Origin of the sequence: Treponema parvum, from assembly GCF_017893965.1 — a bacterium.
Classification (GTDB): Bacteria; Spirochaetota; Spirochaetia; order Treponematales; family Treponemataceae; genus Treponema_D; species Treponema_D parvum.
In genome coordinates this window covers 415,447-431,155 of record NZ_CP054142.1, presented here as the reverse complement: position 1 = coordinate 431,155, position 15,709 = coordinate 415,447, and the positions used below count along the sequence as shown (strand labels likewise).

Below are 15,709 nucleotides of genomic sequence, written 5' to 3'. Positions count from 1 at the left end.
AAAATTCTATTTCATTTTTTTGATGACGACTGCGCCGTTATGTCCGCCGAACCCGAAGTTCGTGCTCATAGCGCAATCGATTTTCCCTTCATATCCTTTGTTCGGGATGTAATCAAGATCGCAACCGCCTTCCACGTCCGGCTCGTCAAGATTGATAGTCGCAGGGAAAAATCCGTCTTCTATCGCTTTTACGCAAATCATAGCCTCGATAGCGCCCGTAGCTCCCAAACAATGTCCCGTCATGCTCTTTGTAGATGAAATTTTAAGTTTTTTTGCCTGCTCTTCACCGAAAGCAAGTTTTATCATCTTTGTTTCGGAAGGATCGTTTATATGTGTCGACGTTCCGTGCGCGTTATAGTATTGAATGTCTTCAGGTTTTACGCCCGCATCTTTCATTGCGGCAATCATACAGCGCGAACCGCAAACACCTGAAGGATCGGGACTCGTAAGATGATAAGCGTCGCTTGAAGCGCCGTAACCCGCTAATTCCGCATAGATTTTTGCTCCGCGCTTCTTTGCGTGCTCATATTCTTCAAGGATGAGTATAGCGCTTCCTTCGCCCATAACAAAGCCCTCTCGTTTTTTATCGAACGGGCGGCTGGCCTTTGTAGGATCGTCCGTAAATGATTTGGAAAGGGTTTGAAGCACGTCAAAGGCGACCATTGCGTAGCCGTTAACGGTGCTTTCGGCTCCGCCTGAAAGGCAAACGTCAAGGCGCCCCGCACGTATGAGATCCAAAGCGTCTCCCAAAGCGTCGCAGCCGCTGGCACAGGCCGTAGCTACGGTATGAGAAAGTCCGTGAATTCCGAACTGCATGCAGATATTTCCTGCAGCTTCATTGGGAATAAGTTCGGGAATTGTCATGGGAGGCACTCTCTGGTGGTTCGATTCATGATAACGGATACAGCCTTCTTCGGTAACTTCAAATCCGCCTATCCCTACGCCCAAAAATACGCCTGCGTTGTCAAGAACTTCTTTGTTATCAATAAGATTTGCATCTTCAAGCGCCATTCTTGCGGCTGCTACCGCATACTTTGTAAAACGAGCCATCTTACGGGCTTCTTTCGGATCCATGTATTTTGACGCATCAAAATGTTTTATTTCGGCGGCATATTTAACGTTTATATCGCTCGTATCAAAATGCGTAATCGGCGCGATACCGCTCTTACCCGCTTTAACTCCGGCCCAAGTTTCCTCCACGGAATTTCCCAACGGTGTTACAGCTCCCATTCCGGTAATAACAACTCTTCTCTGTGCCATAAAAATCTCCCAAATAAAAGCAACCAAGGAAACTTCCGTTTCCGGTTCGGCTTTATAATATTATTTTGCTTTAACCGCAGCTTTCGACTTCTAAGCAAAAGACACGGTTTATAAAACGGTCTGCAACGCAAACCCTTGCCGGCATGACGCCGTTTAAAACTTTGCCGGCGCTAAATTTTATTTTACGCGCAAATTAAGCGCCCAATCCTCCGTCAATTCCTATGACCTGTCCCGTAATATATGAAGACAAATCGCTTGCAAGGAATAAGACGGTATTTGCCACTTCTTCAACCGTACCGGCGCGGCGCATGGGAATATGTTTTACCCAGGATTCGCGAATTTCCTCTTTTACGGCGCGCGTCATATCGGTGTCGATAAAACCCGGAGCAACCGCATTTACGCGAACTTCGCGGCTTCCGGTTTCTTTACAAAGCGCCTTAGTATACCCTATGAGAGCCGCCTTGCTTGCGGAATAGTTTGTCTGTCCGCCTTCTCCGTGAACGCCTGAAATGCTCGACATATTTATTATCGAACCGGATTTTCTATGAATCATATCGTTGGAAACTATCTGCGTCGCAACGAATACCCCCGTAAGGTTTATATCGATAACTTTTTGCCAATCTTCCATCTTCATACGGAAAGAAAGGCCGTCTTTTGTAATTCCGGCATTGTTTACAAGCACGTCAAATCCGCCGGATTCTTTTAACGCGGAAGAAACTACGGACGCCAGTTCGCTGTGATTTCCCGCATCCGCACAAATTTCGTGGAATTTCGTGCCGTGCCGTGCCGCAAAAGATTCAAGATCCGCTTTGGCGGCGGAAGGATGAGAACACAACCCCCAAACTTCGGCTCCGTTTTCCATAAAAACTTCAACTATCTTTCGTCCTATTCCGCGGCTTGAGCCCGTTACAAGGGCTTTTTTATTTTTCAGCAGATCCATATATTCACCTCTAAAACCTTTATTTATAATGAATTAATGTCGGAAGCGGTACCTACGGGTATTGAAGGCCATTTTTCACCGAATGCTGTATCGCGCCATAATCCGCTCAACACCTTTCCGGGGCCTACTTCCAAAACAGCCCATTCGTTTGACGTATCGCCTTCGATCGTCGAACCTAAAACGACCTCTTCGTCCGTCCATAAAACGGGATGCGTCAAATGGAGAACGGCCGCCTCCTTTGCTTCGCTTCCTTTTGTCACTTTTTTTCCGCTGACATTGCTGAAAAGAGCGATCTTAGGATCGTTAAAAGCGACGTTCTCTATAGCCTTTTCAAATCCTGCCGCCGCCTTTTGCATGAGCGGGCTGTGAAACGGCCCCGCAACCGCAAGGCGGATAAAGCGGCGGGCGCCGGCTTCCTTGCATTTCGCTTCGGCCTGATCGAGACCAGCGGCGGTGGCGGAAATAACCGTCTGCTTTTCGCTGTTCATGTTTGCAGCATAAGCGCCTTCGCAGCTTTTTGTGATTTCAATAATTTTTTTGGGTTCAAGACCTATGACGGCCGCCATGCCGGGAGCGTGTCCTTCGTTTGCGGCGGCGATTTCCTCACATACGCCCTGCATGATTTTTCCGCGCTGTTGAACAACCTTAATCACGTCTTCAAATGAAAGAACTCCGGCCGTATAAAGCGCCGGAAATTCGCCTAAGCTGAAACCCATAACGGAAGACGGTTCAACGCCTTTGGACTTAATCGCTGCAGCGACTGCAAGAGACGCCGCCGTGATCGCAAGCTGACTGCGGTCAGTTCTGCTTAAAACGGAAGCGTCGGTTTCCCACAGGAGTTTTGTGATATCTTCACCTGTGATCTCGGAAGCTTTATCGATACACTTGCGAGCTTCAACAAAGGCCTCGCAAACATCTTTCATCATTCCGGGCGTCTGAGCGCCCTGTCCAGGAAATAAAAACGCATATTTTTTTGCCATAAAAAACCTCGTCTTAAAATAGACCGAATAAAACAGATCCGCAAAAACGCCTCTCTTTTTTCAAAAAAGGCTTCGGCGGAAGCGTCCGCCTTCCGAAAACTCACGTCTCATTCGAAACACAAAAGTCGCCGGAGATGCCGGATTTATAAATGACATTTTATGATAAAGTGTCATTTATAAATTACTATAAGAATAACGAATTCTCAAAAATTGTCAAGTGAAATTAAAAATTCGGTTCAATTCCGAGGTTAGTAAACTCGGAATTTTTCGCTCTTCAGCGTGCCAACAGAATGGCGAATTCTGAAAACGGAATGCTCAAGGCGAGGTTCCGGTTGCGCGCCGCTTTTAAACGGCCGAAAGTTTTTTTGTGATGGATTCAAAAAAATCGAAACTCCACAAACCGAGCTGCTCCTGATCTTCGACAAAGGGCCTTAGACTTCCCTTTGCCTCGTGAAAATTTATCTTTTTAAAACGCAGTTCCAGCATAGCTTTAAGGTTTTCCAATGCAGCTTCCCTGCCCTCAGGATTTCCGCCGTTATGTTCATTATGTTCAAGACATGAATTTAAATAATTCATATTTACCGAAACGGAATGCGAAACAAACCACACGTATTCATATACCGCGTGCCATAAAAAACGATCGCCTTCCGGCCGCCCCAGTATGTTATAAATACTTCTTGCGAATAACGACGGAAGGTCAAGAACGCAGACCGAATACGGAGAAGGTAAAAGAATATAGCGCACGTCGTATGTCGCGCCGGAGGCTAGGCGTCCGTACACTTCAAAAAAAATTAAGATATTTTCATCGGGAGCGACGCCTGAAACCAAAGGTTCGTTCGGACTTATCTTTAATTTATATGAAAAATTTGCAGGCTGTGTCGAAATTGCCGACAGCGCGGAAACTGCGGACGCGACGTGCGGAATTTTTGGCGATGAGGAATCTACGGCTTTGGAGGCGACATCGTCAAGTGAAAAGCCGGGAAAGCCCCGACCGCGCGAAAAAGTCGTCTCTTGCTTTTCGGAAGTCATGGAAAAACCGTTTGCGTTGAGCTCCGAACGCACGACTGTAAGATAATACGGAAGACTGAAATCCGTATCCGGTTCCTTAAGTAAAAAGTTCATACTGCTTGTAAAAGAATCCAAACCGTAGAACGTCCTTAAAACACAACCTTCGCACAAAATCGCCTTGGAAAAAAAACCTGCCCGGCTCAATCCGCACAAGATAATTCCTTGAACGATCTCTTTTACGGCATTCTTATATTCCATGGGATTTTTACAGCCGAAACTTTTTATCATTGAAGCGACGACGCTGGTCATATTATATTTTCCTCACAAAACCTAAACCTTTTCCGCACGAACCTTAAATAAAGGCGCGCGCCCACAATCGTTTTATTTCAGGCGCCTTCTAAAAATTGCAATAATAGCATGGTGTTTTTACGTCCGTAACGCGGCGCAAGAAACCTTATGTCGTTCCTTTTCAAAGATCGCAAAACTCTTTCTTCCATTCCTAAAGAATCGAAAAGCATGCTTTGCAATTCGGACACGTTTTTTAAAGGTGGCGCTTTATAAAGAGTATCGCACAGAGCTTTTTCAGGCGACGCCATCTGCCAGCTGTAACCGTTTTCAGTGAAAATACCCACGTCGTAAGGATATACGGCTTTAGGCACCGGCTGATATAGATAGTACCCGAAAGGAGTTTGAAATTCTTTTATCTTATTTTTTCCGAATACGGCCCCCGTAATTACGCTCACCCGCTCGTGAATAATATTATACCAATAAAGCGCATATTCAAACGAAAGATAAGAAGGACCGTAAACGGCTGATAAAAGCGCATAGGGGGGCGCCGAAGGATCCGTTTCAAATAATCCGCGCCTGATCTGTACGAGTTCGTTTTTCTTTATAAGCTGCGTTATCTTGGATTTAGGCGACTTATACTCTTTAAGCTTATAAAGAACCGTTCGGCTGTCCATTATCATATCATAACCTCAGGCACAAATCTCCACGGCACAGTTTTAAACGCAAACGGCACATTAACGGCGCAACACATGATCGGCACTGCACATTATCGGCGGCGTTTTCAGAGTGCAAGAGCACACATTATCGGTGCGTTTGCAAAGCGGTTCGAAGTTTTACGGAACCGAGATATTTCAGCGGTTGAAATCGAACGTTATTCTCCTATAAGTATAATATTATCATACTTTCAGGAGAATTTAAAATATTTTTTTACTTTTAAAACTTATAAAAATGCTTTTTTATTAACAACGAAACAAAAAAGTGATAGATATACGGCAAAGGCCTTTGCCGATGCGATAATCGGTCAATAGAGGCAGGAGAAAAACATGGAACATATATTTGTAAATTCTGCTGAAAAACTGGAAGAAGAAATCGCGCGCGTCCGTGCCGCGCAAAAAAAGTATTCTTTATTTTCACAGGAGCAGGTAGACGCCATATTTAAAGCCGCCGCATCGGCAGCAAACCAAATGCGCGTTCCGCTTGCAATGCAGGCTGTGGCAGAAACCGGTATGGGCGTTGTGGAAGACAAGGTTATTAAAAATCATTTCGCTTCCGAATACATATACAACGCGTATAAAAACACAAAAACCTGCGGGATAATCGAAGAGGACGACAGTTACGGCTTAAAAAAGATCGCCGAGCCCATCGGCGTAATCGCCGCCGTCATTCCTACTACAAATCCTACTTCAACTGCGATCTTTAAAACCCTCATATCGCTTAAAACCAGAAACGGGATAGTAATAAGCCCTCATCCGAGAGCCCAAAAATGTACGATCGCCGCAGCGAAGGTTGTTCTTGACGCAGCGGTAAAAGCGGGAGCTCCGGAAGGTATAATAAGTTGGATAGACGAACCCTCTCTGGAACTCACAAACCTTATAATGAAAGAAGCCGATATTATCCTTGCAACCGGCGGACCTGGAATGGTAAAGTCCGCGTATTCCAGCGGCAAACCCGCGCTCGGCGTAGGAGCGGGCAATACGCCTGCCATCATCGACGAATCGGCCGACATACTGCTCGCGGTCAGTTCGATAATTCATTCCAAAACTTTCGATAACGGAATGATCTGCGCTTCCGAGCAGTCCGTTATCGTACATGAAAAAATATATGCAAAAGTAAAAAAAGAATTTGCCGACAGGGGCTGTTATTTCCTTGATCCGAAAGAAACGGATAAGGTTCGTAAAACCATTCTTGTAAACGGCGCCATCAATGCAAAAATAGTGGGACAAAAAGCTTTTACCATAGCCGAAATGGCAGGCATAAAGGTTCCTGAAGCAACAAAAATTCTTATAGGCGAAGTTGAAAGCGTCGATATTTCAGAAGAATTTGCACATGAAAAACTTTCTCCGGTACTCGCAATGTACAAGGCAAAAAATTTCACCGACGCGCTGCAAAAAGCCGAACATCTCATAGCCGACGGAGGCTACGGACACACTTCATCCCTTTATATAAACGCTTCAACCGAAAAAGAAAAAATAGCTGAATTTGAAAAAAAGATGTGTACGGGAAGAATTCTCATAAACACACCTTCTTCTCAAGGAGGAATAGGAGACCTTTATAATTTCAAACTCACTCCTTCCCTCACCCTGGGCTGCGGTTCATGGGGAGGAAATTCCGTTTCGGAAAACGTAGGCGTAAAACATCTGTTAAACGTTAAAACCGTTGCAGAAAGGAGAGAAAACATGCTGTGGTTCCGCTGCCCCGAAAAAGTATACGTAAAGAGAGGCTGTCTGCCTGTGGCTCTCGACGAGATAAAGTCCGTAATGAACAAAAAACGCGCGTTTATAGTTACGGACGAATTTTTGTTTGCACACGGATATACGAAACCGATCACGGATAAACTCGATCAGATGGGAATAACGCACACCACGTTCTTTGAAGTACAGCCGGATCCTTCTCTTTCCGCCGCAAAAGCCGGAGCCGCCGCCATGACGGCTTTTAAACCGGACGTCATAATAGCGATGGGCGGCGGCTCCTCTATGGATGCGGGTAAGATAATGTGGGTATTGTACGAGCATCCGGAAGTGGATTTTCAGGACATGGCTATGCGCTTTTGCGACATCAGAAAACGCATTTACACCTTTCCTAAGATGGGAGAAAAGGCATACTTTATCGCCGTTCCCACTTCTGCAGGAACAGGGTCGGAAGTTACTCCGTTTGCCGTAATAACCGATGAAAAAACAAACGCGAAATACCCTCTTGCCGATTACGAACTCTTACCGAATATGGCAATAATTGACGCGGACATGATGAAAGACGGTCCTAAAGGTCTTACCGCCGCATCGGGAATCGACGCGGTTTCTCACAACCTTGAAGCGCTCGCTTCCGTAATGGCAACCGATTATACGGACGGGCTTGCGATGCGTTCTCTTAAAAATATTTTTGAATACCTGCCGAGAGCATACGACAAGGGCGCCCAAGACATGGTAGCGCGCGAAAAAATGGCGGACGCGGCGACGATGGCCGGTATGGCTTTTGCAAACGCGTTCCTCGGGATAAGTCATTCTTTGGCGCATAAACTGGGAGCGTTCCACCACGTAGTTCACGGAATTGCAAACTCCGTTCTTTTACCTGAGATAATCCGTTTTAATGCGGCCGAAACTCCTGTAAAAATGGGGACATTCCCGCAGTACGCCTATCCTCAGGCCGGACACCGCTATGCGGAAGTCGCTCAAATGCTCGGACTTAAAGGTAAAACCGACGAGGAAAAGGTGGAAGCCCTCATAGAAGCTGTAAAAGCTCTCAGCGCCAGAGTAGGCATTAAACCCACCATAAGAGACTATGTCCCGGATGAAAAAGCCTTCCTTGCGACTTTGGACGATATGGTTGTAGCCGCCTTTGACGATCAGTGTACCGGCGCCAATCCGCGGTATCCGCTTATGTCGGAAATCAAAGAAATTTATCTTAACTCCTATTACGGAAGAGACGGGAAAAAGTAAGAATATTGTCGGGGCGGCAGGCTTAATTTTTACAGACTTGCCGCTGTCGCTTACAACAAAATATTCAGTATGGAGGATCAATATGAATCTTAACACGGTCATTGCGTCGCGAAGCGATAAAACTATTTACAGAGACGGAGATCTGGCAATAAAAATTTTTAACGAAACCTATTCGAAATCGGATATTTTAAACGAAGCTCTGAATAACGCGCGCGTAGAAGAGACCGGATTAAACATTCCGAAAATTGAAGAAGTTGCTAAAATCGACAATCGGTGGGCCATAATTTCAACTTTTATCGAAGGAAAAACTATGGCGCAGCTTATTGAAGAGAATCCCGAAAAAGAGCAGGACTATCTGAAAAGATTTGTCGACATACAAACGGAAATCCACAGCAAAAGATCGCCTCTGCTTAACAAGCTTCAAGACAAAATGTTCAGAAAAATCGCGGAAACGAATCTTGACGAAACCGTGAAGTACGATCTGCAGACGCGGCTTCAGGGTATGCCGAAGCATGTAAAGGTTTGCCACGGGGATTTTAATCCCAGCAATATAATAATCGCAAAAGGAGACGTTCCTTATATTTTGGACTGGTCTCATGCCACACAGGGCAACGCTTCCGCCGACGTAGCAAGAACATATCTTTTGTTCCGTCTTGCAGGTAAAGAAAAGGCTGCGGAATATTATATCGATCTGTTTTGCAAAAAGACAAATACCGAAAAAAAATACATCCAAAGCTGGATGCCGATCGTAGCCGCGTCTCAACTGGTAAAGAGTAAAGCGGAAGAACGCAAATTCCTGCTTAAATGGACGCAGGTTGTAGATTACGTATAAAGGCAAACGCTCCGGCAAATTTTAAACGGCTGACCGCCGCTGTAATATGCCGGAGCCTCGATTTGTGCACAATTTTATTTGCGGTTGAGCTTACATTCCGCGTGCGTATAACGGCGCATGTGGAATAAGCTTTCGCTTTGGGAAGCCTAGACTTTTTCCAAGGCCTGTTTTATGTCGCAAATAATGTCGTCTACATTTTCAAGGCCGCAGCTGAAGCGAACCATACCGCCGTCGATTCCGGCAGCGACAAGCTGTTCGTCCGTAAGCTGGCGGTGAGTTGCGCTTGCAGGATGCAATACGCATGTCCTTATGTCAGCCACGTGAACTTCGTCCGAGGCAAGTTTAAGGGAATCCATAAAACGCATCGCAGCCTTGCGGCCGCCCTTTATGCTCACGGTTATCACTCCGCTTGCTCCGAGGGGTAGATATTTTTTTGCATTTTCATAGTATTTGTCGCCTCCAAGCATGGGATATCTGACTTTGGCAATCTTATCGTGCCTTTGAAAGAATTCCGCAACCTGCAGAGCGTTCTTACAGTACCGTTCCATACGGATCGGCAAGGTTTCGATTCCCATATTAAGCAAAAAGGCGGAATGCGCCGCAGGGTAACACCCGAAATCTCTCATAAGCTGAGTTCTTGCCTTTATTATGTAAGCGGCCTTGCCGAATTCTTTTACATACTCAAGTCCGTGATAGCTCGGATCGGGTTTGACAAGATCTTCAAAATAGCCGGTCGCCTTGTTTGCGGCAACCCAGTCGAAATTTCCGCTGTCGACGATCGCTCCGCCGCCCTGAACCGCATGTCCGTCCAGATATTTTGTGGTCGAATGAACGACGATATCCGCGCCGAATTCGAACGGACGGCAGAGATACGGCGTGGCAAAGGTGTTGTCAACAATTAGAGGAACGTGTTTTTCATGCGCAGCCTTAGCCCACTTTTCAATATCAAAAACCGTAAGCGCAGGATTTGCGATGGTTTCGCCGAAAACGGCCTTTGTATTAGGTTTAAAAGACTTCAGTATTTCATCGTAAGAAGCGTCGACATCCACCCAAATACATTCTATTCCGAGTTTTTTAAGCGTAAAACCGAACAAATTTATGGTTCCGCCGTAGATTGACGCGCTCGCAATAAAACTGTCTCCGGCTGAACATAAATTTAAGATGGAAAGAAGGGAAGCCGCCTGCCCGCTTGAAGTAAGCATGGCGCCGACGCCGCCTTCCATGTCGGCAAGTTTTTTTTCAACGGCGTCGCACGTAGGGTTTGCAAAGCGCGAATATATGTATTCCGTGGGTTTGTCAAAAAGATCTGCAACGTGATCGCAGGAATCAAAGCGATAAGTCGTGCTTTGCACAATGGGAACAACGCGAGGTTCGCCGTTTTTGGGAGCATATCCCGAATGCAGGCACTTAGTTTCAAATTTCATATTCTGTCTCCGGCCTTTAAACTTTATTATAACTGGAGTATATGCAAAAAATATTTTTTACACAATAAAGCGGCGGACACAACTGACGACAACAAGCGACACACAGCGGCGGCGGCGGTGAAAAATCTTGTTAAAACCGCAATACTCGCCGCTACATATTTTCCATGCTTAATCCGCTGAATTCTATAGAATACCCTGGAACGTTTGACTTAAAAACATTGCCTTTTTCTTCGAGCAATTTTAAATTTATTTTCTCAGCTTTACGCTTAACTTCATATATGCTGCAGGTTTTATTCAAATCGTTAACGGCAATAATATCAATTTCATTCTGTGATTTTCTGTCCCTCCAGCCGCCAAGTAATGTAAGTTGAGTTTCTTCTTTAATTTTTTCAGTGAAATACTGCTCGAGCGTCCTTCCGGTGAAAGTCTCATAATCGCGTAAAATCACAGTTTTCAATACGTCATATTGTCCAAGTTCAACGAGATTCTGATTTGAATAAATGAACCGGAAATAGAATCTCAAATAACTGTCCGTAATCTGCCATCGAACATTGCGACTTTCAGCCTTTGAATATAAAGGTTTTATAGGTTGTATTACATCATAAATTTTATAAAGGTTGGAAAGATATGCGCCCGTATTTTTTTGAATTATAGAATCAATTTCATTTTGAGCTGTCATTCCGTTTGAAATAAGAGAAAGAATGGAAAAATAAATGCCGTAATCCTTGCCCATTTCATTTATTAGAACATCTTTGCCGTCAATTAAAAATGGAGAAGTAACTCCGGTGACATAATCAATCATTTTTTCTTTTGTAGTACTGCCGGAATCCATAAGCAGCATCATGTATTTTGCAACTCCGCCGCTGAGCATATAAAGGCACAATAAATCTTCATTATTAAAATCCGGATTATACGCTTTTAAAATTTCCTTACAAACAGAAGGGGTAAACGGCCTTAGATTGATTTTTGCAGTTGCCCGACCGAATAACGGCTCTTTTGAATCCTCAAAAATCTTAATCATCATGGAATAAACGGAGCCGCACACAATTAAATTGATCTTAGAATTGTCCTTATTACTGTCCCATATATTCTGCATCTCGCTGAAAAAAGCAGGATTAATAGATTTTAGATCCTGAAATTCATCAATAACCAAAATAAAATGACGTTGCGTTGAAAAGAGCATTATTTGTTCAAATAAATCGGCAAGCTTATAAATATTTCCGAATATTTTTAGTCCGATTTTTTCTTCCAGTTCCTTCTGCCACTGTCGGCATAAAAGACTCTCCGAATTTCTTGTGGTGAATAGATAGCAGCTTTTCTTTCTTTCAAGAAATTTTTTAAGCAATGCTGTTTTTCCTATCCGTCTGCGACCTGTCATTACTGTAAAAGCTGCTGAAGATGAGGAATTTCTCTCTATCTGTCCGAGCAAGGCCAATTCTTTCTTTCTATCATAAAATTTTGACATATTATTTTAACCACTGTTAACTTAATGACTATTACAATAATACAATATATCTTAGAGTATTACAATACCGATTTTCCTTAATTTGCTGAACCGGTAATCCCGAAGAATTCCTTGGATGAAAAATTAATCACGCCATTTTTTTTATGAAACATACATATGCCGCAAAGCCTTTAAAATGCGGAAATTTGCCGCGTAATTCACCGCGAAACTATCCGGTGCAATGCCCGATGCAACGTTACGGTACAATGCGCCGCGCCGGTTTTTAACGGCTTATCGCCCTGACGCCTAAAATGTGTTAAAGTTGTTTATATGAGCGAAAGTGCAAAAATCATCCATTTAAAATCTCATACTAAAATGCCCGAAACTGTAATCCATACGATAGAGCCGGTCTTTAATTTTGAAAGCGCTATCCTGATTCTGGGAACCATGCCTTCGCCGGCTTCGCGCAGGGCAGGATTTTATTACATGCATCCGCAAAACAGATTTTGGCCTATAATAGCGGAAATTTACGGGGAAAAACTGAAATTTTCAAACAAGGAAGCCGTAATGGGGGCAGTTGAAGTTTCAAAGGATTCGGCATTCTTAAACGTATGCCGCGAATGCATAGAAGAACGCAGACATCTTGTTCTTAACCACGGCATAGCGCTCTGGGACGTTCTTAAATATTGCCGGATAGCGGGCGCGGACGACGCTTCCATAAAATTTCCCGAGCCGAACGATATTTCAAAGATAATCGAAAACAGCCGAATATCCAGGATTTTTTGCACCGGTAAGACGGCTTTTAATTTGTACAAAAAATTTTACGGACGAACATTGGAAAAAGACGCGCAGTATTTGCCTTCTACCAGCCCCGCAAACAGGGGCAAATGGCCTACCGAAAAACTACTTGAATTCTACCGAGCAAAACTGCTTGGGTAAAAGCCCCGCCGGAATAAAGGTTGGAATCACAGCCGAAAGCGCCGCGATAAAGAGCGCTTTTGGCTTCAAGCCGTTATGCGGAAATTTCAGAGCCGTTTAATCCGGTCATGTACGTAACTATACAAGGCCCTGCGCTATCATCGCTTTTGCAACTTTTATAAAACCTGCGATGTTGGCGCCGGCGACGTAATTTCCCTTCATGCCGAATTTTTCAGCGGTATTATAGGCGTTATCGTGTATACTTATCATTATCTGATGAAGCCTTTCGTCAACTTCGTTTCGCGTCCATGAGAGGCGAGCGGAATTTTGGCTCATCTCAAGTCCCGAAGTTGCAACTCCGCCGGCGTTCGAAGCCTTTCCGGGAGCAAAAAAAACTCCGGCCTTTTGAAATTTTTCGGTCGCCTCAAGCGTCGACGGCATATTTGCGCCTTCGGCCACAAGTTTTACGCCGTTTTTAATAAGCGCGTCCGCATCTTTTCCGTCCAATTCGTTTTGCGTGGCACAGGGAAATGCGCAGTCAACCTTTACCGACCACGGACGAGCGTTTGCCGTAAATTTTGCACCTGAAAATTTCTTTACATATTCTCCGATCTTTTTGTGTTCCGAGCGCAAGCGTTTTACATAGTCCAGTTTTTCTTGATTAATCCCGTCAGGATCATATATAAATCCCGACGAATCGGAAAGCGTTACCGGTTTAGCCCCAAGATGGATCAATTTTTCCGCCGCGTATTGCGCAACATTGCCGTCGCCAGAAACGGCACAGATTTTTCCTTTAAAATCTTCTCCGACTTTTTTAAGCATACACTCCGCAAAATATATAAGCCCGTAGCCCGTAGCCTCGGTACGGATCAAGGATCCTCCGAACTCAAGTCCTTTCCCGGTAAACACGCCGGTAAACTCATTGCGAAGTCTTTTATATTGGCCGAACATGTAAGCTACTTCCCTTCCGCCTACGCCCTTATCTCCCGCAGGAACATCCGTGTCCGCTCCTATGTGACGGCTAAGTTCAATCATAAACGACTGACAAAAGCGCATAACTTCCGCATTAGATTTTCCGTGCGGATCAAAGTCGGAACCGCCCTTGCCTCCTCCCATAGGAAGAGTTGTAAGGCTGTTTTTTAAGACTTGTTCGAATCCCAAAAATTTAAGCACCGAAAGATTTACTTCCGGGGAAAAACGAAGGCCGCCTTTATAAGGGCCTATCGCGCTGTTAAACTGAACCCTGTAGCCTCTGTTGATATGAGCCTTACCCTTATCGTCCATCCACGGAACGCGGAATATTACGATGCGCTCAGGCTCTACCAGACGCTCTAAAATTGCATTTTCTTCAAGATCGGGCATTTTATCGATAACAGGATCAAGAGTTATAAAAACTTCCTGTACTGCCTGTAAAAATTCCGGCTGATCTGCATTTCGCTTTTGGACGTCCGCCCAAACACGTTTTACGTATCTATTAGTCATATTAACCCCTATCGGCTCTTCTGAAGAAAACACTACCGACGGTGATTATATTATCAAAAAAAAATATATTGGAAAAGTATTTGTGCCTCGGCGGCCGATCACCGCCCGCACTTATGCAGGGGACTTCACACTCATACGGGACCGAAAAAATCCTGCATACAGGCTCTTGCTTCAAGCGAACAAATCTGTTTTTCCAATACGGAATTTACAGGGGTGGGAATTCCGTATTTTTTTCCCAGCGTTATTACGGTACGGGCAAACATTTCAACTTCCGTTTTTCGTCCAGCCTTTATATCCTGACACATCGAAGTGCAGCTTTCGGGGGTAAGGCCGTCAAGAAAATCAAACCACTCTTGCATATCGCTTTCGTTTAAATTTATGCCGGCAGGTTTTGAAACGGCGATCACTTCCTTCATAGCGTCAGTCATCAGCTCGCGCGCAAAAGGAATATTAAACGGCTTTCCGTTAGCCTGAAACGCACCGTAGGGAAGTTTTAAAACGGCTGAAACTTGGTTTATTCCCACGTTTATCATGAATTTAACCCACTGCTGTCTTATCATATCGTTAGGAACGGAATAAGGTACTTTGGAACGTTCAAAAAAGTCCGAAATCAAACGCACGGCGTCGGAACATTCGGGCGCAGCTTTCCCGCCCACGCTCGGATTCTTTTCTTCGCCGAAAAATATTATTCCTTTTTGCTTGAATATCGTATGACAGTCTTTATGCTGGGCATCGGTTCCTAAAATGAGCGCATACGGAATGCGCCGGAGGCCGTATTCCTTTGCAATAATTTCTTCGCTTGAAATTCCGTTAAGAAGGGAAAGTATGTATGTTTCTTTTCCTACATAGTTTTTAATGTCGTCGATTATTTGCGCCAAATGATGAAATTTACAGGCAATAATTATAAGATCGGCCTTGCAGTCGGCTTTTTGCGCGTCCGCAAACAAAAAGTCGATCTTTTTACCGTTTACAAAAAGCCCGGAATCTTTGTACTTTTTAAGCCGCTCGCCTTTCGCAAGTATGTAAACGCTTTTAGGATCCCACTCATAAATAGTTGAAGCGACTGTAAGACCTACGGCGCCCGCTCCGGCAATAAGAACTGTTTTTATCTCTTTCATATTATGATTTTAAAGGCAAATCGAATATACTGCAAGAGCACGAAAATCGAAAGATTTTCGTGCGTCTCCAATAAAAGAAAAACGGCTTGGCCGCTTTTCGCCTTTAGGCTTAAAAAAGCAAATCGAAAGATTTTCGTGCGTGTCCTATAAAAGAAAAACGCCGAAAGGCATTTTTCAACTCTAGACTTAAACAAGAAAATCCGAGCAGTGGCCGTTCGCGTTACATCCGTGTACCGCTCACTACCGTATTTTGCTATGCAAAAATACGCGACCAAATTCCGACACGGCATCCATGTCGTGCAGCGGACGGAGGATTTTCGTGCGTCTTCGATAAAAGAAAAACGCTCCGCATTCCACACGCG

The 15,709-nt window shown here is 44.5% G+C and carries 12 protein-coding genes; 3 read left to right on the top strand and 9 right to left on the bottom strand.

The window, feature by feature from the left end:
• Positions 1-6 precede the first annotated feature (6 nt).
• The 5 genes from fabF to HRQ91_RS02005 all read right to left on the bottom strand — a co-directional run bounded on the left by fabF (position 7) and on the right by HRQ91_RS02005 (position 5,156).
• Positions 7-1,260 carry a beta-ketoacyl-ACP synthase II gene (fabF, locus tag HRQ91_RS02025; RefSeq protein WP_210120028.1) on the bottom strand — a complete coding sequence of 418 codons (1,254 nt, stop codon included), beginning with the start codon at positions 1,258-1,260 and terminating at the stop codon, positions 7-9.
• A gap of 193 nt (positions 1,261-1,453) precedes the next feature.
• Entirely contained in the window at positions 1,454-2,200 is a 747-nt protein-coding gene (gene fabG, locus HRQ91_RS02020; protein ID WP_210120027.1) for a 3-oxoacyl-ACP reductase FabG, read from the bottom strand.
• Positions 2,201-2,223: 23 nt separating this feature from the next.
• Positions 2,224-3,180 carry an ACP S-malonyltransferase gene (locus tag HRQ91_RS02015; protein ID WP_210120026.1) on the bottom strand — a complete coding sequence of 319 codons (957 nt, stop codon included), beginning with the start codon at positions 3,178-3,180 and terminating at the stop codon, positions 2,224-2,226.
• 345 nt (positions 3,181-3,525) lie between these two features.
• Positions 3,526-4,497 carry a hypothetical protein gene (locus HRQ91_RS02010; RefSeq protein WP_210120025.1) on the bottom strand — a complete coding sequence of 324 codons (972 nt, stop codon included), beginning with the start codon at positions 4,495-4,497 and terminating at the stop codon, positions 3,526-3,528.
• 77 nt (positions 4,498-4,574) lie between these two features.
• Positions 4,575-5,156, bottom strand: coding sequence for a type IV toxin-antitoxin system AbiEi family antitoxin domain-containing protein (locus HRQ91_RS02005; RefSeq protein ID WP_210120024.1), 582 nt, complete (start codon positions 5,154-5,156; stop codon positions 4,575-4,577).
• 363 nt (positions 5,157-5,519) lie between these two features.
• On the opposite strand from HRQ91_RS02005, the gene adhE reads away from it, so the two are divergent.
• Entirely contained in the window at positions 5,520-8,129 is a 2,610-nt protein-coding gene (gene adhE / locus HRQ91_RS02000; protein ID WP_210120023.1) for a bifunctional acetaldehyde-CoA/alcohol dehydrogenase, read from the top strand.
• Between the two features lie 82 nt (positions 8,130-8,211).
• Positions 8,212-8,961: a phosphotransferase family protein gene (locus tag HRQ91_RS01995; protein ID WP_210117167.1), complete on the top strand. Its 750-nt coding sequence runs from the start codon at positions 8,212-8,214 to the stop codon at positions 8,959-8,961.
• A 146-nt stretch (positions 8,962-9,107) separates the two neighbouring features.
• Here HRQ91_RS01995 and HRQ91_RS01990 read toward each other — a convergent pair whose 3' ends face one another.
• Entirely contained in the window at positions 9,108-10,385 is a 1,278-nt protein-coding gene (locus HRQ91_RS01990; protein WP_210120022.1) for an O-acetylhomoserine aminocarboxypropyltransferase/cysteine synthase family protein, read from the bottom strand.
• 151 nt (positions 10,386-10,536) lie between these two features.
• A complete protein-coding gene (locus HRQ91_RS01985) occupies positions 10,537-11,850 on the bottom strand; it encodes an ATP-binding protein (RefSeq protein WP_210120021.1) in 1,314 nt (437 codons plus the stop codon).
• A gap of 309 nt (positions 11,851-12,159) precedes the next feature.
• Here HRQ91_RS01985 and HRQ91_RS01980 point away from each other — a divergent pair, with 309 nt between their 5' ends.
• The gene (locus tag HRQ91_RS01980) at positions 12,160-12,768 is read left to right on the top strand and encodes a uracil-DNA glycosylase family protein (RefSeq protein ID WP_246473255.1); all 609 of its coding nucleotides are present in this window, start codon (positions 12,160-12,162) and stop codon (positions 12,766-12,768) included.
• A 117-nt stretch (positions 12,769-12,885) separates the two neighbouring features.
• On the opposite strand, the gene gdhA is transcribed toward HRQ91_RS01980, so the two are convergent.
• On the bottom strand, positions 12,886-14,229 hold the full coding sequence (gene gdhA / locus HRQ91_RS01975) for an NADP-specific glutamate dehydrogenase (protein ID WP_210120020.1): 1,344 nt from the start codon (positions 14,227-14,229) through the stop codon (positions 12,886-12,888).
• Positions 14,230-14,360: 131 nt separating this feature from the next.
• Complete coding sequence (locus HRQ91_RS01970; protein WP_210120019.1) at positions 14,361-15,347, bottom strand: ketopantoate reductase family protein; 987 nt, start codon at positions 15,345-15,347, stop codon at positions 14,361-14,363.
• Positions 15,348-15,709 lie beyond the last annotated feature (362 nt).

Excerpts from the sequence above, each read along its gene's own strand:
- fabF (WP_210120028.1), bottom strand. The coding sequence starts at position 1,260 with ATGGCACAGAGAAGAGTTGTTATTACCGGAATGGGAGCTGTAACACCG.
- HRQ91_RS01980 (WP_246473255.1), top strand. The coding sequence starts at position 12,160 with ATGAGCGAAAGTGCAAAAATCATCCATTTAAAATCTCATACTAAAATG.
- fabG (WP_210120027.1), bottom strand. The coding sequence starts at position 2,200 with ATGGATCTGCTGAAAAATAAAAAAGCCCTTGTAACGGGCTCAAGCCGC.
- HRQ91_RS01985 (WP_210120021.1), bottom strand. The coding sequence starts at position 11,850 with ATGTCAAAATTTTATGATAGAAAGAAAGAATTGGCCTTGCTCGGACAG.
- HRQ91_RS01970 (WP_210120019.1), bottom strand. The coding sequence starts at position 15,347 with ATGAAAGAGATAAAAACAGTTCTTATTGCCGGAGCGGGCGCCGTAGGT.
- HRQ91_RS01990 (WP_210120022.1), bottom strand. The coding sequence starts at position 10,385 with ATGAAATTTGAAACTAAGTGCCTGCATTCGGGATATGCTCCCAAAAAC.
- HRQ91_RS01995 (WP_210117167.1), top strand. The coding sequence starts at position 8,212 with ATGAATCTTAACACGGTCATTGCGTCGCGAAGCGATAAAACTATTTAC.
- adhE (WP_210120023.1), top strand. The coding sequence starts at position 5,520 with ATGGAACATATATTTGTAAATTCTGCTGAAAAACTGGAAGAAGAAATC.
- HRQ91_RS02010 (WP_210120025.1), bottom strand. The coding sequence starts at position 4,497 with ATGACCAGCGTCGTCGCTTCAATGATAAAAAGTTTCGGCTGTAAAAAT.
- HRQ91_RS02015 (WP_210120026.1), bottom strand. The coding sequence starts at position 3,180 with ATGGCAAAAAAATATGCGTTTTTATTTCCTGGACAGGGCGCTCAGACG.
- HRQ91_RS02005 (WP_210120024.1), bottom strand. The coding sequence starts at position 5,156 with ATGATAATGGACAGCCGAACGGTTCTTTATAAGCTTAAAGAGTATAAG.
- gdhA (WP_210120020.1), bottom strand. The coding sequence starts at position 14,229 with ATGACTAATAGATACGTAAAACGTGTTTGGGCGGACGTCCAAAAGCGA.